This window comes from Kitasatospora sp. NPDC004799 (assembly GCF_040609095.1).
Taxonomy (GTDB): domain Bacteria; phylum Actinomycetota; class Actinomycetes; order Streptomycetales; family Streptomycetaceae; genus Kitasatospora.
This window is the reverse complement of the sequence record NZ_JBEXJK010000003.1, coordinates 38,521-62,484: the sequence shown is the minus strand read 5'-3', so window position 1 is coordinate 62,484 and position 23,964 is coordinate 38,521. Positions and strand designations below refer to the sequence as shown.

General features: G+C 73.9%; 16 protein-coding genes, 3 tRNA genes and 1 pseudogene. 7 read left to right on the top strand and 13 right to left on the bottom strand.

Features of this window, described 5'->3' with window-relative positions; translation table 11 throughout:
- On the bottom strand, positions 1 to 1,804 hold a 1,804-nt coding region (locus ABZW03_RS01050; RefSeq protein ID WP_355250157.1), incomplete at its 3' end, for a PAS domain-containing protein.
- A 177-nt stretch (positions 1,805 to 1,981) separates the two neighbouring features.
- On the opposite strand from ABZW03_RS01050, the gene ABZW03_RS01045 reads away from it, so the two are divergent.
- The 6 genes from ABZW03_RS01045 to ABZW03_RS01020 all read left to right on the top strand — a co-directional run bounded on the left by ABZW03_RS01045 (position 1,982) and on the right by ABZW03_RS01020 (position 8,233).
- Positions 1,982 to 2,075, top strand: a tRNA-Ser gene (locus ABZW03_RS01045).
- Between the two features lie 251 nt (positions 2,076 to 2,326).
- A tRNA-Arg gene (locus ABZW03_RS01040) sits at positions 2,327 to 2,402 on the top strand.
- 31 nt (positions 2,403 to 2,433) lie between these two features.
- A tRNA-Arg gene (locus ABZW03_RS01035) sits at positions 2,434 to 2,509 on the top strand.
- Positions 2,510 to 2,769: 260 nt separating this feature from the next.
- Positions 2,770 to 5,763 carry an Ig-like domain-containing protein gene (locus ABZW03_RS01030; RefSeq protein ID WP_355250154.1) on the top strand — a complete coding sequence of 998 codons (2,994 nt, stop codon included), beginning with the start codon at positions 2,770 to 2,772 and terminating at the stop codon, positions 5,761 to 5,763.
- A 194-nt stretch (positions 5,764 to 5,957) separates the two neighbouring features.
- Complete coding sequence (locus ABZW03_RS01025; RefSeq protein ID WP_355250152.1) at positions 5,958 to 7,229, top strand: SPFH domain-containing protein; 1,272 nt, start codon at positions 5,958 to 5,960, stop codon at positions 7,227 to 7,229.
- On the top strand, positions 7,226 to 8,233 hold the full coding sequence (locus ABZW03_RS01020; RefSeq protein WP_355250148.1) for a C40 family peptidase: 1,008 nt from the start codon (positions 7,226 to 7,228) through the stop codon (positions 8,231 to 8,233). The genes ABZW03_RS01025 and ABZW03_RS01020 overlap by 4 nt, the downstream gene beginning before the upstream one ends.
- Before the next feature lie 58 nt (positions 8,234 to 8,291).
- Here ABZW03_RS01020 and ABZW03_RS01015 read toward each other — a convergent pair whose 3' ends face one another.
- The 4 genes from ABZW03_RS01015 to ABZW03_RS01000 all read right to left on the bottom strand — a co-directional run bounded on the left by ABZW03_RS01015 (position 8,292) and on the right by ABZW03_RS01000 (position 13,109).
- A complete protein-coding gene (locus ABZW03_RS01015; protein WP_355250145.1) occupies positions 8,292 to 9,350 on the bottom strand; it encodes a hypothetical protein in 1,059 nt (352 codons plus the stop codon).
- A complete protein-coding gene (locus ABZW03_RS01010) occupies positions 9,347 to 11,560 on the bottom strand; it encodes a hypothetical protein (protein ID WP_355250142.1) in 2,214 nt (737 codons plus the stop codon). Before ABZW03_RS01010 ends, ABZW03_RS01015 begins: the two co-directional genes overlap by 4 nt.
- A 14-nt stretch (positions 11,561 to 11,574) precedes the next feature.
- Positions 11,575 to 11,973 (bottom strand): hypothetical protein, encoded by a 399-nt coding sequence (locus tag ABZW03_RS01005; RefSeq protein WP_355250139.1) that lies wholly within the window; start codon positions 11,971 to 11,973, stop codon positions 11,575 to 11,577.
- 182 nt (positions 11,974 to 12,155) lie between these two features.
- The gene (locus tag ABZW03_RS01000; protein WP_355250137.1) at positions 12,156 to 13,109 is read right to left on the bottom strand and encodes an aldo/keto reductase; all 954 of its coding nucleotides are present in this window, start codon (positions 13,107 to 13,109) and stop codon (positions 12,156 to 12,158) included.
- A 154-nt stretch (positions 13,110 to 13,263) separates the two neighbouring features.
- Here ABZW03_RS01000 and ABZW03_RS00995 point away from each other — a divergent pair, with 154 nt between their 5' ends.
- The gene (locus tag ABZW03_RS00995) at positions 13,264 to 13,464 is read left to right on the top strand and encodes a hypothetical protein (protein ID WP_355250134.1); all 201 of its coding nucleotides are present in this window, start codon (positions 13,264 to 13,266) and stop codon (positions 13,462 to 13,464) included.
- 54 nt (positions 13,465 to 13,518) lie between these two features.
- Here ABZW03_RS00995 and ABZW03_RS00990 read toward each other — a convergent pair whose 3' ends face one another.
- From ABZW03_RS00990 to ABZW03_RS00955, 8 genes and pseudogenes are all read right to left on the bottom strand, one after another.
- Positions 13,519 to 14,529 (bottom strand): endo alpha-1,4 polygalactosaminidase, encoded by a 1,011-nt coding sequence (locus ABZW03_RS00990; RefSeq protein ID WP_355250131.1) that lies wholly within the window; start codon positions 14,527 to 14,529, stop codon positions 13,519 to 13,521.
- A 22-nt stretch (positions 14,530 to 14,551) separates the two neighbouring features.
- Entirely contained in the window at positions 14,552 to 15,247 is a 696-nt protein-coding gene (locus ABZW03_RS00985; protein WP_355250128.1) for a spherulation-specific family 4 protein, read from the bottom strand.
- Positions 15,244 to 16,161, bottom strand: coding sequence for an NAD-dependent epimerase/dehydratase family protein (locus tag ABZW03_RS00980; RefSeq protein WP_355250125.1), 918 nt, complete (start codon positions 16,159 to 16,161; stop codon positions 15,244 to 15,246). The genes ABZW03_RS00985 and ABZW03_RS00980 overlap by 4 nt, the downstream gene beginning before the upstream one ends.
- A gap of 125 nt (positions 16,162 to 16,286) precedes the next feature.
- Positions 16,287 to 16,988: pseudogene (locus ABZW03_RS00975) on the bottom strand (nucleotidyltransferase family protein); the annotation flags it as partial.
- A 75-nt stretch (positions 16,989 to 17,063) separates the two neighbouring features.
- Positions 17,064 to 18,056: an SDR family NAD(P)-dependent oxidoreductase gene (locus tag ABZW03_RS00970; RefSeq protein ID WP_355250122.1), complete on the bottom strand. Its 993-nt coding sequence runs from the start codon at positions 18,054 to 18,056 to the stop codon at positions 17,064 to 17,066.
- A gap of 144 nt (positions 18,057 to 18,200) precedes the next feature.
- Entirely contained in the window at positions 18,201 to 19,721 is a 1,521-nt protein-coding gene (locus ABZW03_RS00965; protein ID WP_355250119.1) for a hypothetical protein, read from the bottom strand.
- A gap of 40 nt (positions 19,722 to 19,761) precedes the next feature.
- Positions 19,762 to 21,276, bottom strand: a complete 1,515-nt coding sequence (gene pelF / locus ABZW03_RS00960) for a GT4 family glycosyltransferase PelF (RefSeq protein ID WP_355250116.1) — start codon at positions 21,274 to 21,276, stop codon at positions 19,762 to 19,764.
- A gap of 111 nt (positions 21,277 to 21,387) precedes the next feature.
- Positions 21,388 to 23,751, bottom strand: coding sequence for a hypothetical protein (locus ABZW03_RS00955; protein ID WP_355250113.1), 2,364 nt, complete (start codon positions 23,749 to 23,751; stop codon positions 21,388 to 21,390).
- Positions 23,752 to 23,964: the final 213 nt, after the last annotated feature.

The window sequence follows — 23,964 nt, the reverse complement described above, 5'->3', positions numbered from 1 at the left end:
TTTTGTCGGTGGGGGCGTCGGGGGCCTCGGCTCCGGGCCGCTCGCCGACGGCCGGGGTCTCGGCGGGCCCGTCGGTCTCGCCGCTGCTGGGCAGCTGGGGGATGCCCGGAAGCTCGGGCAGGACGGCGCTGTCGCTCTCCTTGGGCCGGTCGGAGCGGCCCTCGGCCGCGGCGCGCTCGGCGGCGGCCTTCGCGGCGGCCGGGTCCAGCGGCAGTTCGACGACGTACGTGGTGCCGGTCTTGCCGGGCAGCTCGTGCGGCTGGAGCACACCGCCGTGGCGCTCGACCACCGCGCGGGCTATCGGCAGGTGGACGGGGCTGCCGCCGACGCCGGGGCCGCGGATCTCGACCCGGGCGACCTCGCCGCGCTGGGCGGCGGCCAGCACGACGGTCGGCGGCTCGGGGGCGGGCGGCAGCGCGGGCGCGGCGGCGCCGTTCAGCCCGGGCACGGCCAGGCCGGGGGAGGGGGAGGCGGGGGCGTCCAGCGCCAGCCCGACGCCGCTGACATCGGCGACCAGGTGGGCCAGCGCCTGGGCCAGCCGCTGCTCGTCGGCGATCACCTCGACCGCGGCGGCGTGCACCGAGAACCGCACCCGGCCGGGGCCGACCAGCTCGCCGGCCTCCTCGACGGCCCGGCGGACCACCTTGTCCAGGCCCACCGGCACCCGGGGCGCGGCCTTCCGCCCGCCCTTGCCGTCCTTGTCGTCCTTGCCGGCCTTGGGCTCCTTGCCGTCCCTGGCCTCGGGGCCGCCGCTCTCGCAGGCCTCGCAGCGCTGGTGGTCGAGCACGCCGTCGATCAGCTTCCCGAACCGGCGGCACTCGGCGGCGAGCCGGCGCAGCGTCCAGTTGGCCTCCGGCCAGAGCTGGCCGGCCGGGTCGGCGGCGAGCGCGTCGAGCCGCTGGTTCAGCGCGTTCAGCGCGCCGCCCAGCTCGCTCTCCAGGACGGCGGTGAGGTGCTCGTTGCGGGCGACCAGGGCGAGTTCGCGGCTGCGGTCGGTGAAGGTCATCACCGCGCCGACCAGCTGGTCGCCGTCCCGGACCGGGGCGGTGGTGAGGTCGACGGTGACCGGCCGGCCGTCCTTGCGCCAGAGCACGGTGCCGCGCACCCGGTGCTTGCGGCCGGAGGTCAGGGTGTCCAGCAGCGCCGACTCCTCCAGCGCCAGCGGGGTGCCGTCGGCCCGGGAGTGCTGGATCAGCGGGTGCAGCTCGCGCCCGCCGAGCTCGCTCGCCCGGTACTCCAGGATGTGCGCGGCGGCCGGGTTGACCAGCACGCAGCGGCCTTCGAGGTCCACGCCGAGCACGCCCTCGGCGGCGGCGCGCAGGATCATCTCGGTCTGCTTGTGCTGGCGGCGCAGCTCGGCCTCGACGCCGAGCCGGCCGGAGAGGTCGCGGACCAGCAGCAGGAGCAGGTCGGAGGAGGAGGGCGAGTTCTCGCGGTACGAGTCGTACGGGGAGCGGGCGTAGCCGCGGCCGTCGCCGTCGTCGGCGAAGTCGTTGCCGGAGACCTCGACCGGGAAGGTGGTGCCGTCGGTGCGGTGGGCGGTCATCCGGACCGGGCGGTCGAGGGCTTCGTCGTCGCGGGTGGCCGGGCGCATCGAGCCGGGGATGCGGCTGGGGTCGAACTCGGGCAGCAGACCCAGCACGCCCATGCCCACCAGCGAGGTGCCCGGCGCCTGCAGCGCCTGGACCGCCGCGCTGTTGGCGTCCACGACGGTGCCGTTGCTGTTCACCAGCAGCAACGCGTCGGGCAGGGCGTCGAGTATGGCGGCGAGGCGAGCAGCGCCTCGGATCGGCCTGCTGCTCACGTCGACAGGTCTCCTCGGCTCGGGGCAGCTCCTCCGGAGACGGCAGTATCTCATTCTTCTTTGCGGCGGGGACGACCCGCCTAGTAACGTTGGCGGTGGTTGGTGCCGAACCCCAGGGTTGTGGCATCATCACTGACACACGGAACGGGTCCGCTCGCGCGGGCATGCTCCATGTGGGGAGGCTTCGCCTAGTCCGGTCTATGGCGCCGCACTGCTAATGCGGTTTCGGGGTTATTCCTGATCGAGGGTTCAAATCCCTCAGCCTCCGCCAGTCGGGAACCCCCGTCGACGATCTCGTCGGCGGGGGTTCTTCGCGTTCCCGGGAAGATCGCGGCGCGGTCCGGGCCGGCCCGGGGCGGGCGGCCGGGGCGGGCCCCGGCGGGAGGCCGGACGGGGTCGGACGGGAGGCCGGACGGGGTCGGACGGGGTCGGGCGGGGCCCGGAACAACCGATTTCGTCCTACGCCGCAGGTCATGTAATGTTGTCCCCGCAACGCCCCGGCGGCAACGTTCACCAGGGCGAGCGCTCATAGCTCAACGGATAGAGCACTTGACTACGGATCAAGAGGTTGCAGGTTCGAATCCTGCTGAGCGCACCAACCTCCGCAAGATCGGGTTCGCCTGATCCTTGCGCTCATAGCTCAACGGATAGAGCACTTGACTACGGATCAAGAGGTTGCAGGTTCGAATCCTGCTGAGCGCACCATCGAGAAGCCCCCGGCCACCGGCCGGGGGCTTCTTCGTTCTCCGCGCTGGTCCGTTCGGGTGGCGTCGATTGCCGCCTAATGGATGAAATGCAGCCGTTTCGGGTACATCCCGTCCTGCCGCCCGGATGACCGCCGAACGGGTGGTACCCGGCCAAAAGCACAGGTGTCGCAGTATGACCGGCCCAGGATCGTGATTCCTTTTCGTCGGATCTTGTGCAGACTGCCCACCGCCCCGGCAGCGACCGCGAAGGAGAGCCGGATGAGCCGACAGTTTTCCCGTACGGCCGCCGCCCTGGCCGTCCTCGCGACCGGGTTGCTGACCGCCTGGAACGCCCCGCTCGCGGTGGCCCGGCAGTCCCCCGACAGCTGGTCCGCCGAGCACCGGGCCGTGCTGCCCTCCGGGCTCTCGGTCCGGTTCGGGTTCGAGGCCGCCCCGGGAACGGCCGTCACCGCCGCGCCGGGCGAGCTGGCGGACCGCTCCGCGGCGGGGCTCCCCGCCGCCCGCTACGCCGACGGGATGCGGCCGGGGGATCCCGCGCAGACCTTCGGCGCCGCCCCCGACCGTCCCCGGGCGGACGGTTCCTGGCGCACCGTGGGAACGCTCCGGCTGGACTTCTCCCGGCCGGTCCGCAACCCCCGGCTGCACCTCAGCGGCCTGGCCGCGCTCGCCACCGGCGGCTCGGGCAGCACCAGCACGGCGGCCCGGCTGACCCTCACCGGCGGCTCGCCGGCTGCCCCCACCCTGGTCGACCGCACCGACTGGCCCGGCTGGACGGTCGACGGCAACGCCCTCGCCCCCGCGAGCCCGGACGGCGCCGCCGACGGCGATCCCGGCTCGGCGGCCGAGGGTTCGCTGGAGCTGGCCGGGACGGTGCGCACCGCGGAGTTCCGGGTCGAGCAGCGCTCCGTCGCCCGGGCCGGCAGCACCACCGCCCCGCCCGTGCTGCGCCAGGCCTACACCGTCACCGTCGACGAGGACCTCGGCACCGCCCCGCAGGACTACGGCAACGCCTCGCACGTGGTCTCCGACCTCTTCCTGGGTGCCGACGCGACCGGCCCGGCACGCACCGGCCGCGGCCGTTCCACCGAGGCCGCGGGCGACGGGCCGCTGGTCCGGCTCGACCACGGGGCGGGCCTGCGCAGCCCGTTCGCCGGCCCGCAGCCCCGGCTCCAGCCCGGCCGCGGCGAGTACCAGGGCGCCGACCCGTCGATCGCCTTCCCCGCCGAGGCCGCGATCGGCCGCTACTACCGGCTCACCGTCCCGGTCGCGGTCGGCGACCAGCCCGCCACCCTGGCCGGCTGGATCGACTTCGGCCACACCGGCCGGTTCGACCCGGCCGGGCGGGTGCAGACCGAGATCCCGCCCGGCGCCGACACCGCCACCCTGGAGTGGACCGTCCCGGCCGGCGCGGCCTCGGGCGAGACCTGGGCCCGGCTGCGGATCGGCCGCGACGCCGGACAGCTCGTCTCCTCCTCCGGCTTCGCCGACTCCGGGCAGGTCACCGACCAGCGGATCCGGCTGACCGTCGGCGCCGCCCGGCCGGAGATCGCCGAGCCGGTCGACGGCGCCGTCCTCGCCGACGCCCGCCCGCGGATCAGCGGCGGGGGCGCGGTGTCCGGGGCCACGGTGGAGGTCCGCGAGGGCGACACCGCGCTCTGCACGGCCAAGGTGAAGCACGGCGGGGACTGGTCCTGCCGCCCCGGGACGGAGCTGGCCGCCGGTCCGCACGCCTTCAGCCCGGTGGAGACCACCCGCGGTGGCGTGGTGCTGCGCGGCGAACCGGTCCGGGTCAGCGTGAAGACCGTGCCGCCGGGCGCCCCCACCCTCACCGTCCCCGCGTACACCAACGACCCGGGGCTCCGGCTCACCGGCACCGGCGAGGCGGGCAGCACCGTCACGGTCGTCGACCAGGGCTCGGGCGACGACCTGTGCATCACGGGGGTGCCGGCGGACGGCCGGTGGTCCTGCCTGCCGGTCGAGAACCTGACGGACGGGAAGCACCTGCTCACCCCGGTCGCGGTCGACGTGGCGGGGAACCGGACGGCCGGGCAGCAGGTCGAGCTGGTCGTCGACACCGGCGTGCCGGCTCCGCCGGTGCTCACCGAGCCGACCCCGGGCGAGATCGTGCGGGCCAGCCGTCCGAAGCTGGCCGGCCGGGCGGATCCGGGCGCGAACGTGCTGGTCACGGCGCAGGCCGTGGCGGGATCGGAGCCGGAGCGGCGGACGGTGCTGTGCGGGGCGACGGCGGCCTTCGACGGGAGCTGGAGCTGCACGGCCAACCGGGACCTGGCGGACGGGGAGCAGTGGCTGACCGTCACGGCGACCGACCGCGCGGGGAACGGGGTCTCGGCGGAGCCGGTGCTGGTGCGGGTCGCCGCCGCGGCGGCGGTGCCCGATCCGGGGGCGACGCCGGCGAGCCCGGTGGCCGCGAGCCCGACGGCGCAGGGGTCGGTGCTGCCCAGCCCGGTGGCGGTGAGTCCGGCGGCCTCGGCTCCGGCTCCGGTGTCGGTTCCGGCCTCGGGGACGTCGAGCCCGGTGGCCGCGAGCCCGACGCGGCCGGCAGCGGCCCGGCCCAGCCCCACGGCGGCGGTGACGACGGCAGCGGTGACGACGGCGGTGCCGTCGAGCCAGGCCGAGCCGAGCCCGAGCGCGCAGGGTTCGGCGGTGGCCTCGTCGAGTCCGTCCGCCGCGACGGTGCCCGCAGTGGTGCCGATCGTCGTTCCGCCGGTGGCCGCCCGGCCGGTGACGGTCAGTCCGGTGCCGGCGGCGACCGGTTCGGCGACACCTTCGCCGTCCGCGAAGGCGGTACCGGGCACGTCGGCCTCGCCGGCGGCCGTCGTGACCACTACGCCCGCCGCTTCCGCTGCTTCCACCAGGCCCGTCCTCCCGACCCCTTCGACCATCGTGATCGTCTCCCCGACCCTGACCCCGGCCCCGAGTTCGGTTCCGGTCCCGGCCGTCGGTGTCGGCACCTCGCCGACGGCCGTCGCCGCGATGAACTCCGCGCTGAACCCGGCGGTGAACTCCCCGTCCCCGACCGGAGCCGCCGGACCCGCCGCAGCCGTCGAGTCCGCCGAGCCGGCCACCGACGCGGACCGGCCGCTGGCGGCGCCGCCGGCGAAGGGTGCGCAGGGCGCGTCCGGGGCGGCCGGCTGGCGCGGTGGCCTCGCCGGAGTCCTGCTGGTGCTCACCGGCCTCGGACTGATCACCCGTCGGGTGTTCGCCCGCAGGGCCGGTGCTCCTCGGCGCTGAACCGCGCCGAACCGTCCCGACCATCCGCTCATGTGCCTGCGCGTCAGGTCGGCTTTGGATGATTCGTCAGTAAATGTCGACACACCTCGGTTCAAATGTCGCATTTGATGACGTATGAACTTAGCCTGACCCTGGCACTGCCCGTCAGATCCGGGCCGCCCGTTGCGCGACACACCGACCCAGAGGATCCGTGCATGGACGTCACCCGCGATTCTTCGCAGCGACCCGACCACCTGCCCAAGGCGCTCCCGCCGGCGCTGCCGGAACGTTCCGGCTCCAGCCCGCTGGCCAGAGCCACCGCCGTCAAGACCGTCGAGCCGGGCGGCCCGGCCGACAGCGGTCCGGCGACCACCCCGCTGGCCGTCGTCCCGAGCCCCTCGCCGGCCGGCGGCGCGGCCGAGCTGCGCGATGCGCTGGAGACGGCCGCCCCGGAGACCGTCGAACTCCTGGACGCCACGGCGGCCGGAGCCCCGACCGCCACCACCTCCCGGCGCCCGCCGCGCGCCGACCAGGCGCTGCGCGAGCAGCGCGCCACCGCGCTGCCCGGCTGGATCGCCCTGCTGGCGGTGCTGATCGGCGTGGTCGGCGTCCTGTTCGTCCTGCTGCGCACCGGCGTCATCCCGTACTGGGACGCGCTGCCCGACCTGCGCGGCGCCGCCGCGAAGGAGAGCGGTCTGGTGGAGGTGGACGCCCAGTGGATCTCCGCGGCGGCCGCGGCCGGCCTGCTGGCGGTGGTCGCGCTCGCCGGACTGCTGGCCAACGCGGGCGGCGAGACCCGGGTGCTGACCCGCTGGGGCCGCTACCGGGGCACCGTCCGCCGGACCGGCCTGGTCTGGGTCAACCCGCTGCTGCGCCGCCGCCGGGTGGACGTGCGGCTGCGGCACTGGCGCAGCGAGCCGGTCAAGGTGGTGGACCGCACCGGCACGCCGATCGTGGTCCGGCTGCTGATCGTCTGGCGGGTCAAGGACACCGCGCGGGCGCTGCTGGCGATCGAGGACCACGAGAGCTACCTGCGCGAGCAGGTCCAGGCGGTGCTCACCCGCACCGCGTCCACCCTGCCCTGCGACAGCAACGCGGCGCCCGGCCCCGCACTGCGCGACGGGCAGTGGTTCGCCGACGAGATGACCAGGGCGCTGGCCGCCGAGGTGGCCCCGGCCGGCCTGGAGGTCTACTCGGTGCAGCCGCTGGCCCTGGACTACGCGCCCGAGGTGGCCGAGTCGATGCGCCGGCGCCGGCTGGCCGACCTGGACGCGGGCCTGCGCACGGTGCTGGTGGACGACGCGGTGGAGGCGGCGGCGCTCGCCGTCCGCCGACTGGAGCGGGCGACCGCGCACGAACTGGACGAGGCCGCCCGCAGCGCGCTGATGGAGCAGCTGCTGGTCGCCTTCGTCGCCCCGGCCGGAGTGGCCGCCTCGGTACCGCCCCCGGCCGCCCGCGCCGGACGGAAGGAAGGACGACCCGCATGAGGATAGCCACCGGCGCGTACACCGAACCCGCCGTCACCGTCGGCTCCGGCGGCCCCGACGGTGATCCCGGTCTGATCGGCTTCGAGGAGAGCCTCGGCCGCATACCCGCGATCGCCGGCTGCGGCTGCCCGAACTGCGTGGCCCGGCCGCGCACCGCCCGCTCCGCGCCGGCGGTCGGCGGCGGCCGAATACACCGGGCCGTGCGGAGCACCTGCCTGGCCACCACCGTGCTGGCGGGAGCCGGCGTCGTCGGCCTGACGGCCGGCGCCGGAACCGCGCACGCCGCAGCCGGCAAGCAGGGCTGGGACGGCTCCAAGTACTGGTTCAAGAACGGCAGCGGCGAGTGGCGCTGGACCAGCCACTACGACGTCTACGCCGACCGCACCGGGCAGAAGCGCGGCGGCTCGGCCGGGTCCACCGCCCGGACCGTCTCCAACGGCTCGGCCTCCTCCGCCGGGATGCGCCAGGGCTGGGACGGCTCGAAGTACTGGTTCAAGAACGGCTCCGGCGAGTGGCGTTGGACCAGCCACTACGACGTGTACGCCGGCCGCACCGGGCAGTCCGGCGGCGGCTCGGCCAAGGCCCCCGCGCAGCCCGCGCCCCCCGCGAGCCGTCCGTCGTCGAACTCCGCCCCGGCGTCCGGGAGCAAGGAGTCGGCCATCGACTACGCGCTCGCCCAGCTGGGGAAGCCGTACGTCTGGGGCGGCAACGGCCCGTCCGGCTACGACTGCTCGGGGCTGGTCCAGCAGGCCTACCGGCGCGCGGGGATCAGCCTGCCGCGGGTGGCCGACGACCAGTACGCCGCGACCACGCCGATCAGCGCCGGGCAGCTGCGCCGCGGCGACCTGGTGTTCTGGTCCGACAGCGGCCGGGCCTCGGGGATCCACCACGTGGGGATCTACCTGGGCGGCGGCCAGTTCGTGGAGGCGCCGCGGCCGGGCACGACCGTCCGGATATCGACCCTCAGCCCGGGCTACTACCCCACCCACTTCGGGCGGCCGTAGTCGCGCACGCCGTGAACGGGCCCCGGAAGCACCGCGCTTCCGGGGCCGTTCCGCGTGCTCAGGGCAGGTGCGGCGGCGAGCAGCCGTGCCGCTGGGCGGAGCGGGCGGCGAAGGTGCGCAGCGCCTCCTTCTCCAGGGCCGGGTCGGGCGCGGCGGCCCGGTTCCCGTCGAACACGGTGTCCACCGTGAACAGGGCGGTGGCGCCGCCCGGGCAGCCGGCGGTGGCCCAGGCCAGGCCGTCCCGGCCGCCGGCCGGACCGGTGACCGGGTAGTCGGCGACGGACGGGAGGACGGCCGCGAACGGCGGGTAGTACGCCCCCAGGCGGAAGCGCGGGGCGTCCTGGCCGGCGTACAGGAAGCAGTCCTCGACCGGGGCGCCCGGGTCCGCGGGCGACTCGTTGGTGACGCCGGGCAGTCCGGCGCAGGTGCCGCGCGCCGCGCCGTCCGGGACCTTGACGTACCGGGTGTCCGCGGGGACCTCGGTGATCTCCGGCCCGGCGGGCGCGGTGCAGCCCCAGACCCGGGCGGCGCCGTCCGCGGCCCGGGCGGCGACGCGGGCGAACCGGGCCCGCCGGGCCGGGTCGTCGAGGAGGTTCCGGCCGCCGGCGGGGAGGGTGTGGACGGTGACCAGCAGCTCCTCCGCGCCCGGGGCCGGGCAGGCCAGGGCGACCACGGCGGTCGCGCCGGCCCGGCCCTGGAGGTCCAGCACGCCCCGGCGGCCGTGGCCGAGCGGCATCACCATGCTGGTGGCGAGGCTCGGACGGTCCCGGTCGAGCGCGTGCAGCGCCGTGCCGACCCCCCGCTCGCCCCGGTCGACCCGGACGTCCAGCGAGCCGTTGCCGGGGCTGTCGGCGTTGTCGACGGAGCAGGCGGCCAGGCCCTCCGGGGCCGCGGCGTCCTTGCCGCGCACCCGGTCCACCCCGAGCAGGTCCGCGACCTCGGCGGTGTCCACGCTGCCGTGGCAGAGCCCGGCCAGCGAGCGGCCGTCCTGCCAGCGGTCGTACCCGCCGCCCAGGTAGAACACGGCGCCGGCGGCGAGGGCCAGCCCGACGGCGGCGGCGACCGGGAGCCGCCACCGCCGCCGGGCCCCGCGTGGTTCCGCGGGCCCGGGCGTCACTTGTTCTCGCCCCCGCGGCCGAGTGCGCTGGCGGCGTCGCTGCGACCGGTGTTGTAGATCGTCCGCATCTGCTGCTCGTCCCAGTCGACGGACGGGGCGTCCGCGTTGAGGCCGGCCCGCTGCTGCTGCCACTTCTCGACCATGGCGCTGATCCCCTCGTGTCCGCTGCGGCCGTTGGCACCGGTGAGGGTGTTCTCCTCGATCTTGCCGGCCGCGGTCGCGTTGATCTCCTCGGTGGCGCTCATCTGCCACCCCATGATCCCGCTGCCGAGCAGGCTCTGCGCCATGTCCGCCACCCCGGGGACGGGGACCAGCTTCAGCGGGGTGCCGATGCCCTGGTACAGGCCCTTGGCCCGCCAGGCCGCGACCTTGGTGTCGTCGTCGCGCTGGTCGAGGATGGCGTCGGCCTGGACGGCGTCGTACACGCCGAGGGCGACCGAGGAGTTGGCCATCACGCCCTTCCACTCCTTCTCGCCCACGTTCGGCGGGAGTTCGGCGAGCGTCTGGGCGACGTGCACCATCTCGGCCTGCTGGACGATGTGGTGGGACTCGGGGTCGTCGGCGACGCCGCGCAGGACCCGGATCAGGGAGCCCTTGTCGGTCGCCATCCTGGTCTCGCCGGTGGCCGGGTCGACCCAGACGCCGCTGGCGTCCTCGCCCGAGTGGTCCTTGGCGGCGCGGTTGGAGCCGGAGAGGATGTCGTGGGTGTCGGCGGCGTAGTCGGCCAGCGCGTTGGCGATCGGGCGCTGCATGCCGTCCGGGAGCCCCTCGTTCTTGATGCCGCCGTCCAGCATGTTGATGCTGTCGCGCATCACCCGGGCCTGGGCCTCGCTGTGGTGCCGGACGCCGTCCTCCTGGCCCGCCCGGTCGCCGGTGGCGGCGGCCTCGATGGCCAGGCCGAGCGCGTGCTTGTCCTGGACGTACTTGGCCTGGCGGCTGATCTCGTCCGGCCAGTGGCGGTCGTCCAGCAGGTACTTGAGGTGGTCGTTGGTCCGGGGCTCGCCCGGGTCCAGGAAGCGGGTGGAGGCCTGCGGGTTGTGGCTGAGCGACTCCAGGAAGCCGGCCACCGGGTCGCCGCCGCGGCCCTCGGTGAGGTGGTCCCACCTCGGCTCGTTGGACATCGGCACCCAGACCCCCTGCGGGCGCATGTCGGCGTCGCGCTCGAACTTGAGCAGGCTCTCGCCGTAGGAGTTGAGGAAGTCGGTGTCGTACTCGCCGGAGCGCATCAGGCTGCTCATCAGCTGGTAGCCCCGCGGCAGCGGGCCGCCGTGGTCGCGCGTCACGAGCTGGGGACCGAGCTCGATCATCTTGTTCTTCCAGTCCTGCATGGCCTGGGAGTGGCTCTGGGTGGCGGTGCCCAGGGTCACGCCCAGCGAGGCCTGGAGCTTCTTCATGGCCTCGTTGCGTTCCTTGCTGTACCCCCCGGGGAACTTCGTCGGGTCGTTGACGTCGCGCCAGAAGTCCAGGGTGCCGCGCGGGCCGAGCGTGGTGGCGAACTGCTCGGCGAACGCCGGGTCGTTCTTGCGCTTCTCCAGCAGGGCGTTGAACCTGGTCAGCTCCTCGACCGAGAGGTCGCCGCCCTTGCCGGCCAGGGCGAGCGCGTCGGTGAGGTCCTTGCGGGCCTCGGTGGCCTCGGTGAGGCTGCGGTAGCCGTTGGCGTTGAACGAGCGGTCGTTCGCGCCGTTCGGGTCCGAGCGCAGCGCCCAGGCGGCGGCCTGGTCCGCGTCGGCGGCCTGCTGGAGCGCCGCTTCGAGGCTGTGGACCAGGTCCTCCACCGCGCGCTTGCGCTGCGGCAGGAAGACCCGCTCGTACTCCGGGTCGCCCTGGGCGGACTTGTCCGTCAGCAGCGGATGGACGTCGGTGACCTTGCCGGTGCCGTCCACCTTGAGGTGGTTGGCCGGGCCGTCCTCGTCGGCGATCTTCTTCAGCCGGGCCTGGGCGGCGGCGAACTTCTGGGCTGCGTCGGCGAGCAGCCCGCTGATGTCGGCGGACTCCTTTCCGGCGGCGTCGAGCTGCTCGGCGGCCTTCTGGATCTGCGCCCGGGCCTGGGTGGCGGCCTCGCCCTCCCAGCCGGCGGCCAGCTTGTTCGCGACCTCGCTGGTCAGCCGGTCCTTCAGGCCGGTGTAGCGGGCCTGGAGGGTCTTCCACTCCTCGGCGGCCGCGTGCAGCGGCTCGAACTTGGCGTTGCGGACGATCTCGTAGCTCAGCACGGTGGTGGCCCCCCTCAGTTCCCGCCGGACAGGTTCTGCTTGTTCGCGTTCTCGGTCGCCGTGTACTGGTCGGCGGTCTTCCGCAGGCGCTGGGAGAGGTCGTAGAGGAGGTTGCCGAGGGTGGCCACCTGGTCGTCCCAGCGGATGGAGCGGTTGCGCAGCTCCGGGCCGGTCTGCCAACTGGTCAGCGCGGCATAGGCGGTGGTGGTCTTCTCCTGGGCGCCGTCGTCGACGGTGTGGAAGTTGCCCTTGATCTCGTCGATGGTGCCGGCCCGCGCCTTCAGGTCGGCGGGGGTGACGGTCACCTTGCCGCCACCTCCCCCGCTGCCGCCGGCGGAGTTGAGCCGCATGCTCGCGTAGCGCTGCCGGTCCTCGTCGTCGAACAGACCGTTCCAGGCGGGATTGTCGGCCAAAGCGTCCCCCGTATTGGCTCGTGGATGAAGTCTTGATGCGTTCTTGGCGGTTCATTGATCATGACAGCTCGTCAGCTGCGATGGTTCCCGCTCCCGCGGGTGCGGTCCGGGAACGCCACAGGCCGCGAACCGGGCCCGGGGCGGGGCGGGTTCGCGGCCTGTGGGGCACGGCGCGGGCGGGCTCAGGCGGAGGCGGCGTCCAGCAGGGCGGTCTGCTCCGGGGTGAGCTCCAGGGTGGCGCCGGCCAGCAGCGGTGGGAGCTGCTCGACGGTGCGGGCGCTGGCGATCGGGGCGGCGACCGTCGGACGGGCGGCGAGCCAGGCCAGCGCGACGGAGGCGGGCTCCACCTCCAGCTCGGCGGCGACGGTGTCCAGCGCCTTCAGCACCCTGGGGCCGCGCGGCTCGGCCAGGTAGCGGGCGGCGCCCTCGGCGCGGGCGCTGTCCGGGCCGGCGGCGCCCGGGCGGTACTTGCCGGTGAGGAAGCCGGAGGCCAGCGCGTAGTACGGGACGGTGGCCAGGCCATGGTCGGCGACCACGTCGGCCAGCGGGCCCTCGAAGGTGCCGCGCGAGACCAGGTTGTAGTGCGGCTGGACGGCGACGTACTTCGCCAGGCCCTCGCGCTCGGCGAAGGCCAGCGCCTCGGTGAGCCGCTCGGCGGAGATGTTGGAGGCGGCGACCGCCCGGACCTTGCCCTCGCGGACCAGCTCGTCCAGCGCGGTGACGAACTCCTCGACCGGGGTGTCGTCGTCCCGGTGGGTGTAGTAGAGGTCGATCCGCTCGACGCCCAGGCGGCGCAGCGAGTCCTCGGCCGCGGCCTTGATGGTGGCCGCGCCCAGGCCGCTGCGCTCGGCGAGCATGCCGACCTTGGTGGCGATCACGACGTCGTCGCGGTTGCCGCGGCTGCGCAGCCAGTTGCCGAGGACGGTCTCGGACTCGCCGCCGGTGTTGCCCGGGGCCCAGGAGGAGTAGACGTCGGCGGTGTCGACGAAGTTGCCGCCGGCCGCCGCGTAGGCGTCCAGGACGGCGAAGGACTGCTCTTCGTCGGCCGTCCAGCCGAAGACGTTGCCGCCGAGGGAGAGCGGGAAGACGGACAGGTCGGAGGTGCCGAGGCGCACCCGGCTGTGGTTTCCGGTCATGGAGGCAGTCAACCCTATTGCGCGGCGGGGCATTCCGCGAACGCCGCGGTCTTCACCGGGCTGTCGCACCGCTGTCGCACGTGGGGGTGGTGTGTCCCGCGCGACGGGGGTCCGGGGTGTGCCTGAGGTGGGCCGATTCGTTAGAGTCCGTGCCATGGCTGACAACGACTACGACCCCGCCGGCAGCACCCAGATGTTCCGGGCGTTCGTCGACGAGACCCCGGCGGCCCAGGCCCCGGGCTCCGTCTCCACCTACGGCAATGCCAAGAGCGGCAGCCGCACCGGCGTGATCGCGCTGGTCGCCGTCGTCGCGCTGGTCGTCCTGGGCGGCGTCATCTGGCTGGCGGTCAAGTGACCCTCGCGCGGGTGACCCGGCCGAGGGTCACCCGCGCGACGGTAGGAGTCCGCCTCAGCAGGGCTTGCGCCAGGCGTCCAGTTCGAGCTTCTTGCGCATCGAGCTGAAGCCCAGCGACGTGGCCTTGCCGCAGAACCGGTCCGTGTCGAGCTTGTACTCGACGTGGAAGACCGCCTTGCCCGCCTTCACGAAGGGGGCGACCCGGTCGCACTCGTCGAACTGCGCGCACTCCTCGTTGACCGCGAAGTCGAAGTCCCCGAGCAGCGCCGGGATCTGGTCCAGGTCGTTCTTCAGACCGATGGCCAGGCCGCGTTCGTGGGCGAGCTGCGCCAGCATCCGGTTGTACCTGAGCTGGTCGTCCGCGGTCAGCGGGAAGCCGCTGTTCTGGTTGTAGGCCTCGATGGTGTCCGGTTCGACGGCGTCGAAGCCCTTGCTCCGGCACATGTCGAAGCGGGCGGCCATCAGCGGTCGCAGCTGGTCGAGCTTGCGGATGTCGAACCACTTCTCGCCCTTCCACCCGGTGTCCGAGCCCTGGAGGGACTTGGCGAAGGCGGCGGAGTCGGGGCGGAAGTCCTCCCAGGAGCCGGCGTTGATGTAGCAGATCACCTTGCGGCCCTTGGCGTGCAGGGCGGCCACCACCGAGGCGTCGTTCTCGAAGCCGTCGATGTCGTAGACCGGGACGTCCACCGACTGGTCCACGCCGCCGCCGAGCTGCCACTGCCAGGCCAGGCCCGGGGTGGGCTGCCAGCGGGCACCGGCCGGCGGCGGTGCCGGGCTGCCCGGCGGGGTGGCGGGTGCCTGGCCGCCGGGAGTGCCCGGGGCCGGGCCGGTGGTGCCGGGAGTGGCGGGCGCGGGGGCCGGGGTGCCCGGGGCGGTGGTGGTCGCGTCGGGGGTGCCGGGGGTGCCGGGGGTGTTCGGCGCGGTGGCCGCGGGGGTGCTGCTCGGGGTGCCGTCGGCCGCGTCCTGGTCGTCCTCCGATCCCGAGCTGCTGCACGAGCTGACCAGCAGGGCGGTGGCGGTGGCGAGGGCCAGGACGGCCGGGAGCAGCCGGTTGCGTCGGTTCACGGTAGTCGGACTCCGGATCGGGTCAGGTCAGTTCGGCGGCGTTCAGGCCGTACGGCAGGGTGCGCCAGGGGTTCTCCCCGGCTCCCGGCACGGCGCAGCCGACGCCGGCTCGCCGGGCGGCGATCAGGGCGGCGGCGTCCCGGGCGTGCTCGGCGGGGACGTCGTAGACCAGGTGGCAGAAGCGGGAGGCCGCGTGCCGGCCGGTCCACAGCGGCAGCGTCATGGCGCGGTAGGCGTCCCAGTCGCCCTCGAAGGTGACCAGCAGGTCGGCCAGGCCGACCTCGGCGTAGCCCGGGTCCGGGTGCTCGCCGTGGCCGAACACCACGGTGCCGCAGCCGGCCGCGCGGGCGGCCGTGGCCAGCCGCCGGTAGTGCGCCAGCGCGCCTGGGTGGGTGGCCACCTGGTCGAGGTAGACGCCGGTGATGCCGTGGCGCTGACGGTACGTCAGGATGTCGGCCACCACGGCCGCGTGCGGTCGGCGGCCGTAGTCGGTGTCGGCGTAGCCGACCAACGGCAGGCCGGCGGCGCGGAGTTCGTCCGCCGCCTCGGCGAAGACGTGGTCCGGGACCTCGCCCGGGCCGTCGGCGAGGTTGAGCACGATGGCGGCGATCCGGGCGGGGTCGGCGGCGGCGACCGCCCGCCAGGCCGCCGGGTCCACCGCGGGGTGGACGTACAGCGGCACCAGCAGGCGGCCGTCGGGGGTCTGCCCGGCGGTCATGCGACCACCGGGTCGGGCGTGCGGGCGGCGGTGTCCAGCCACAGGTCGCGCAGGGTGTCGGCGAGGTCCGTGGTCGGCCGCCAGCCGAGCTCCCGGGCGGCGGCCGACACGTCGGCCTGCTGCCAGGAGACCGCGGCCGAGCGCTCCGAGCCGGCCCCGCTCTCGTCGATCCGGCCGGTGAAGCCGGAGGCGGAGACCAGGCCGTCGGCGATCGCCCGGACCCGCCGGGCCCGCCCGGAGGCGAGGTTGAGCACCCGGGGGAGCGGACGGTCGGCGGTGACGGCCAGGCCGACGGCCCCGGCGACGTCCCGGGCGTCGACGAAGTCGCGGTGGGCGGAGAGGTCGCCGACCGTGACCACGCCGTCGGCGCCCTCGGGCGCCACCCGGCGCAGCTCGGCCGCCAGCCGGCCGGGCAGCGAGCCCGCCGGGGCGCCCGGGCCGACCGGGTTGAACACCCGCAGCACCACGGCGTCCAGCGGCGAGCCGGCCACCGCGAGGGAGCCGGCCAGCTTGGTCGCGCCGTACACGCCGACCGGGCGGGCGTCGGCGTCCTCGGACAGCGAGCTGCCCGGCGCGCAGACGCCGTACTCGCCGGCCGAACCGATGTGCACCAGGCGGGCCTTCGGGGCGCCGAGGGAGAGCGCCTCGCAGAGCACCGCCGGGCCGCGGGCGTTCACCTCGGCGAGCTTCACCGCGCTGCCGGCCACCGCGCCGGCGAAGTTGACCACCGCGTCGGGGGCCAGTGCGGACAGTTCCTCGCCGAGCGGGCCGGCCTGGGCGGTGGCCAGGTCCAGCCGGAGGTCGTGGGCGGGCCGCCGGCCCGCGGTCAGCACGGTGGCACCGGGCAGTGACCGCAGGACGGTGGCGGCGTGACGGCCGAGGAAGCCGTCGCCGCCGAGGAGCAGTATTCTCACGCGGCCCGTCCGTCGCTCTCGACGCCCGCGGCGGCGGGCTCGGCGGGTGTGTCGTCCGGGGCGGTGCGGGCGGCCGGGATCGGCAGCTCCGCGACGCCCGGCGTCAGGTCGGTCGACTCGAAGGGCATCAGGACCGGGCGGATGGTGGAGAACTCGGCGTTGGCCCGGTCGTAGTCGTCGGGCCGGCCGATGTCGAGCCAGTAGCCGCCGAAGTCGTACGCGGACGGCGGGGTCCCGGCGGCCAGCAGGTCCAGCACCAGTTCGTCGAAGCCCAGCGGCAGGCCTGGGGTGTACGCGGCGAGCGCCGAGCGGGAGACGCCGTACACGCCCATCGAGACGCGGTAGTCGATGCTGGGCTTCTCCTGGAAGCCGGTGATGCTGCCCTCGGCGGCGGTCAGCACGCCGAAGTCGATCTTGACCTGACGGGCGTAGGTGGCGATGGTCAGCGGGGCGCCGGACGCCTCGTGGTGCTTGAGCACCCCGGCGAAGTCCAGGTCGGTCAGGATGTCGCCGTTCATCACCAGGAAGTGCTCGGGCAGGCGGTCCTGCATGGTGAGCAACGGGCCCATGGTGCCGAGCGGGCTGTCCTCGACGGCGTAGCCGACCCGCAGGCCCCACTGGGAGCCGTTGCCGACGTAGGCGCGGATGATGTGGCCGAGGTGGCCGATGGCCAGGGTGACGCTCTGGAAGCCCGCGGCGGCGAGCTGGCGCATCACGATCTCCAGGATCGCGTGCTGGTCGCCGATCGGGACGAGCGGCTTGGGAAGCGCGGTGGTGTACGGGCGGAGACGGACGCCCTTACCGCCGGCCAGGATCACTGCGTGCATGGTGTTTCCCCCACGGAAAGGATGTGCAGGACACGAACCTTGGTTACCAGGACGAGCAAGATCGGTCGCGACGGGTCAGACGTTGTAGATGTCGGTCTTGTAGCGGGCCAGGTTGGCCGGGTCGCGGAAGAACTCGATGGTCTGCTCCAGGCCCTGCTCCAGGCTGAAGGCGAGGGCCCAGCCGGTGGCCGCGCGCAGCCGGGTGGCGTCCGCGACCAGGCGCATGACCTCGGAGTTGGTCGGACGGATGCGCTGCTCGTCCTCCTTCACCACCAGGTCCACGCCCATCAGCTTGCCGACCAGGGTGACCAGGTCGCCGACCGAGATCTCGCCGCCGGTGCCGGCGTTGAAGGTCCGGCCGACCACCGCCTCGGCGGGCGCGGTGCCCACCGTGCGGAAGGCGTTGGCGGTGTCCTTGACGAACATGAAGTCGCGGGTCGGGCGCAGGTCGCCGAGGGTGATCTCGGTCTGGCCGGCCGCGACCTGGGCGATCACGGTCGGGATGACGGCGCGCATCGACTGGCGCGGGCCGAAGGTGTTGAACGGGCGCAGGGTGACGACCGGGGTCTCGAAGCTGGCGTGGTAGCTGTCGGCCAGCCGGTCCCCGCCGGCCTTGGAGGCGGCGTACGGGGACTGGGTGTTGATCGGGTGGTCCTCGGTGATCGGCACGGTCTGCGCGGTGCCGTAGGTCTCGCTGGTGGAGGTGTGCACCAGGCGGGGGACCTCCAGGTGGCGCACCGCCTCCAGCACGTTCAGGGTGCCGGTGACGTTGGTGTCCACGTACGAGTGGGGGGCGCGGTACGAGTACGGGATCGCGATCAGGGCGGCCAGGTGGTAGACCGCCTCGGTGCCCTTGACCAGGCCGTTGACCGAGCCCGGGTCCCGGACGTCGCCGAGCACGATCTCGACGGAGTCCAGCACCTCCTTCGACAGGGTCTCCAGCCAGCCGAAGGACGAGAAGGAGTTGTACTGGACCATCGCGCGGACGTGGTGCCCGTCGGCGACCAGGGTCTCGACGAGGTGGGAGCCGATGAAGCCCTCGGCTCCGGTAACCGCGACGCTGCTCATGCGGATTTTCGCTTTCTCGATCTGCCGGGGCGGTCCGGCGCTCTGTGGTGGCCGGCCGCCGCGGCCCGTGGGTGTCTCGGGTGGAGCGGGTACGACGGTGCACGCGGTGGAGGCGTGCGGGGTGTGTCGGTGTGTTCGGTGTGTTCAGCGGTGCCGGGTGGTGCGGCCGAGCGCGGGCCCGGCGAGTGCGGTGAGGACGAGGGCGGCCGCCCCGCAGCCGATCAGCTGCAGGACGATCGGGTCCGCACCTGCCAGCAGCCCGGCGCTCTCGGCGACCGCGGCGGCCAGACAGACGAGGGCGGTGCTCCAGCTGAACCCGAAGGCGTTCAGCAGCAGCGCCAGCCAGAGCGAGCCGCCGAGGAGCAGCATCGCGCCGAGCTGCGGCACGCCGAGCGCGGGGGCGCCGGGCCACAGCACGGTCGCGGCGGCGTCCAGCGCGGCCACGGTGGTGAGGTAGATGAACAGGCAGCCGAGCAGGATCCCGCCGGTGCGGCGGGAGAACTGGCCGCTGGTGTGGCTGGTGCGCAGTGCGGCCACGGCCAGCGCCCGGTAGCGGAAGAGCAGCCACTCGGCGAGGCCCAGGCTGAGCGTCAGCGCGATCATGGCCGGGCCGGTCGGGGTGGTCGACGTCTCCTGCGCGGGGTGCCCGCCGGTCTGCACGGCCTGGTGGATGGTCCCGCCGAGGCCGGCGATCAGCGTGAGCGCGCCGCAGGCCAGGCCGAACAGCAGGTGCGGGACCTCCTGGCGGACCGGCAGCCTCAGCTCCACGGACTCGCGTTCGCCGCCGCGGATGCAGACCAGCAGCTCCCGGACGGCCAGTCCGACCGCCAGCGCCAGCGAGGCGAGCAGCACGACCGTACGGACCGCCTGCGGGACGTCCACCGCCAGCACCACGCCGGCGCCGACCGAGGCCGGGGCCAGCGCCAGCAGCAGGAACTTCTCCCGCCCCAGGACCAGCAGCACGGTGGCCGCGCCCAGGTAGCAGGACTGCCCGGCGGCGAAGCAGAGCGCGCCGAGCGGCCCGCCGACCACGTACGCGGCGGCCGCCGCGACCAGCGCGCCGACCGGGGCGCCGACGGCCAGGCAGATCGCCGCCTCGCGGCGGCGCAGCCGGCCCAGCCAGCGGTAGGAGCGGTGCGCCAGCGCCTGGTTGAAGCCCCAGCTGACCAGCGTGGCGACGGACAGCGCGAGCATGCCCGAGGGCAGGCCGAAGCGCATCCGGGTGGTCGCGAACAGGTTGGCGCCGAGCAGGTAGCCGAGCCCCGGCAGGGCGAAGACCAGGCCCCGCACCACGCAGCGCCAGGGGTCGGCCCGCCAGGGGTTGGCGAACTCGGAGCTCTGGCCGGGGTAGCGGCGCTCGACCTTCTCGAACAGCTCCTCGGCGACGGTGAACGCGTCGGGCCGGCCGTACAGCAGGGCGGCCTGCTCGTCCGAGAGGCCGTCGGACTCCAGGAAGGCCGCGATCTCGTACGGGTGGACGGCGTCGGCGCAGACGTCGCGCAGGCGCTCGGCGAGTTCGTCCAGCGGGTCCGCGGAGAGGTGCAGCGACTCCTCGGGCTCCGGCTCCGGCGGGGCGGGGCGGCGGCGCTTGAGCGGCAGCGTGCGCAGCTGCATGGTGTGCTCGGGACCGGCCTCGCCCGGGATCAGACGCAGGGGACCACTCATGCGCCCACCTCGTAGTGCTCGGCGTCGGTTCTGTACTCGTTCACGCCCCGACCTCGCTCGGCTCGGGCCGGGTGGCGGCCGGCTGCTGGTCCCAGTCGGGGCTGGGGGCCTGGTCGGCGACGGCGACCACGCCGCCGGGCATCCAGCGGGCGGTGCCCAGGAGTTCGGTGTAGATGCCGCGGAAGCCGTCGATGTTCTGGCGGAGGGTGAACTGCTCGATCACCCGCAGCCGGGCGCCCTCGCCGAGCCGGGCGCGCCGTTCGGCGTCGCGCAGCAGCTCGATCGCGGCGGCCGCCATCGGCTCGGGTTCGCGCGGCGGGACGACCAGTCCGGTGTCGCCGACGGCCTCGCGCACGCCGCCGACGTCGGTGGAGACGGTCGCGCGGCCGCAGGACATCGCCTCGATCAGGGTGAACGGGAAGCCCTCGCTGATGCTGGAGAGCATGACCACGTTGCCCGCCGCGTACGCGTCGGTGATGTCGGCGACGCGGCCCTCGAAGGCCACCGACTCGGCTATGCCGAGCTCGGCGGCCAGGGCTATGCAGCCGTCGCGGTACGCCTCGCCGCCCTTGGGGGTGCCGCCGAAGAGCCGCAGCCGCGCCTCGGGGATCTCGCGCCGGACGATGGCGAAGGCCCGGATCAGCGTCTCCAGGTCCTTGATCGGGTCGACCCGGCCGGCCCAGCTGAGGGTCGGCGTCTCGGGCTCGGGGCCGGCCGGCGGGAAGGCCGCCGGGTCCACCCCGTTGTAGACGGTGCGGATGTGCGAGGACGGCGTGCCGCCGCGCTCCTCCCAGCGCCGGTTGTACCGGTTGCCGGGGGTGACCAGCGCGGCCTGCCGGTAGCTCTCCTCGGCGAGCATCCGGTAGAAGCCGAGCAGCAGCGCCTTGACCGGCCAGCGGTACGGGCCGGTGCGGTAGCCGAGGTAGCGCTCGCGCAGGTAGATGCCGTGCTCGGTGAGCAGAAACGGTACGCCGTACTGCTGGGCGGCGATCAGGCCGGGCAGCGTGGCGAGCCCGCCGCTGGCCGCGTGCGCGACGCCGTCCTTGGGCGGCTCGACCGCGAGCGGCCGCAGGGCGTGCTCCAGCAGGTCGGTGGCGTTCAGGGCGTCGTGCAGGGTGGGCCGGGAGACGGCGGTCGGCAGGTAGTCGCGGGTCCAGACCTGCTGGAGGGTGCGCAGCGCCCGCTCGCTGCGCAGCGCCGGGCCGAGCAGCCCGCGCCGGGCGAGGTCGGCGAAGCCGTACAGCTCGGTGCCGAAGTGGGTGGTGTAGACCGGGTCGAGGATGGAGTGCAGGAAGCGCTCGTACGCGTTGAGGAAGCGCCGCATCTCCTTGCCGCGCGGCGGCCGGCCCTCCGCGGCCGGGCCCCACAGCGGTGCGGTGGTGACCGAGCGCACGTTGGCGGGCAGCTCCCAGGCCAGTGGTTCGTGGCCGGTTCCGGTGACGGCGATGACGTCGAACTCGACGTCCGGCATCCCCTGGACGAGCTGGTCGCACCAGACGCTCACGCCGCCGTGCTGGTGCGGATACGTCCCCTCGGTGAGCAGGGTGACGCGCATTCCTGTCCCCCCTCCTGTTCTTGCGTCGGTTCCGGCCTGGACGACCGGAACGGGAGCCGTGACGGGGCCGGGCCGGGGGAACGGCCCGGCCCCGCCGGCGGGTGGTGCCGGTTACCGGTTGCCGGGGCGTCCGGTGGTGCTGCTCGGCGTGGCCGTCCCCCCGGGGGCCTTGCCGTTCTTCGTCGCAGCCTTCTCGCCGTGGTGGCCGTCGCCGCCCTGACCGATGGTGCCAGCGGCCACGTCCTTGCCGGGCACCGGGGTTCCGCTACCCGGGACCAGGGACGGCGCGGGCTTGCGGGTGGTGTCGCCGGGGCCCGCCGGGACGGGGGTGGCGACGCCCTGCGGGACGACCGTCCGGTCGGCCGGTGCCGGGGCCGGGACGGACTTGGCCGCGACGCTCGGCGCGACGGCGGCCGGGGCGGCCGGCGCGGACGGCAGCTGCAGGGTCACGCTGGTCTGCAGCGCGCCCGGGGACACCCAACCCGAGAGGCTACCGGCGTAGGAGGAACCGAACCCGGTCGTTCCGATGGCCAGCTTCTGAGCGGTTCCGGTCGGCATGGTGGCCTGGACCTGAACGCCGGACGGGGCGTTCACGGTGACGGTGCCGCCGACCCGGTAGGCGGTCACCTGGCCGGAGGCGAGCGCGGTGTTCCACGCCGCGCGGCGCTGGAACTCCAGGCCGATCTCGCGCTGGCTCAGGTTCACGATCGGGGCGCTGTCCGCGTGCAGCGACCGGTAGGTGCCGAGGATCCGCTCCAGCACCGGGTACAGGATGCGGTCCTCGGAGATGTTCGACTGGTGCACGAAGTGCGGCCGGGGGTCGTTGCTCAGCACGTGGCCGAGGTCGATCCGGGCCTCCAGCGGCACGATGTACGACTGGTAGCCGGTGTTGACGTCCAGCGGCTGCGGCAGGCAGGTCGAGTTGGCGTTGTTCTCGCAGATGCCGCTGCCGCCGTTGGCCGCGCTGGTGTAGATCCAGTTGTACTCGTCGGCCTCCTCCTTCGCCGTACCGGCGTTGTAGAAGACGTTCATCGGGTACCGCGGCACGGTCAGCACGTTCGAGCCGATGTTTCGCTGGCCGGTCTCGCGGGAGGCGTCGCTGGCCGTGAAGCTGATGCCGTGGGAGGCCACCGCCGGCGCCAGGTACGGGTTGTCGGTGGTCTCCTGCGGGGCGGTCTTCAGGCCGGAGTGCTCGCCGGTGACCAGGGTCTTCGGGTCGAAGGCCAGGCCGCGCGCGTTGGCCCAGTCGATGTTGTTCCGGATCTCGGTGGAGATGGTGTTCTGGTCGGTCCAGACCGTGTTGCCCGCGCCGTCCTTGGTGCAGCGCCACGGGACCACCGTGACGTCCTGCACGCAGCCCAGGTACGGGTGGGTGTAGGTGTGGTTGATCCACCGGTAGCTGTTCTGGTCGGCGATCATCCGGTCCGCCGTCGGGTCCACGGTGGTCGCGTGGTCGGCCTTCCAGTCCTCGCTGCCGCCACCGTTGAACACCATGTCCAGGGTGAAGCCGTTGGCGGCCTGCCACTGCTTCAGGTGGTCGGCGTCGGCGGCGGTCATCCGGATCGGGTTGGCGGTCTCCGGGGTGCCGGGCGGGCAGGTGACGTCGCCGGGGGTGCACTTGAGGACGGTGTCCCAGCGGTCGTCGGCCAGGAAGACGTCGTCCACGTGGGTGGCGAAGTAGTTGCGGTCGTAGCCGAGGTGGACGCCCTGGGTGAGCCAGTCGACCATGCCGCGGGCCAGCAGGCGGTACTGCTGCTGGTACTGGTTGTAGACGAACGTGACGACCAGTTCCTTGCGGCCGTCATGGGTGTACTCGCCGACCAGTGAACCGCGGGCGGTCGTGGCGGGTATCGCCGCGTCGACCAGCGGGACGAAGGAGGCGCCGGCCGGCAGAGCGGCGAGCGGGGTGGCCAGGTAGCCGTAGCTCTCGCCGACGTTCGGGTCGTTGTCCTCGAACGGGACGCTGCCCTTGAGGTACCCGAACGGTCCCGAAGTTCCGGCGGCGGTGGTGGCGCCCTGGAATCCGTCGAGGGAGCCCACGAATCCGGGATTCTGGGCGTAGTTCAGCCCCACCGCCGGACTGGCCCACGTGTACGCGTCGATCTGGCGGACGTTGAATGCGGCTTCGTAGCTCGCGATCGCCGCCATCTCGGCGCTGTTGGAGAAGGGGTTTTCGTTGGGCAGCACGATGCCCTGGAACTTGCCCCGGGACTGGCCGTTGACGGTGTCGCTCAGGAAAGCCGAGGTGATGACGGGACGGTTGGGGTCATTGAGGCTGATGACCTTGTACGGGGTGCCCTGGCCCTTCAGCTCGGCGGTGATGGCGGCGACGGACGGGCCGCCGTCGTCGACGACCAGGACGGTGAGGTCGATCCTGGGCGGCGTGGTGTCGCCGTGGGCCAGGGTGGTCTGCAAGCCGCTGGCCAGCAGGACTGCCGCCGCGCACGCGGCGACTCTTCGGGTCGCTCGACCCATGGTGATCCTCCCCTTGGGGCACGCGCCGCTGCTCCGCGCTCGCCTGCCCGTGTAGCTGTTCGCGGGCAGCAGGCTGCCCGGGCCCATCCTGGTCGAGGGACGGTGGTGCGAGGGACCAATTGGGCGAGAGTGCAGCGAACCTGTTACCAACGTTCATGGTGATGCCATGAAGGCGCTGATTGTGACCGGAACCGGACCGGCGGCGCAAATAAT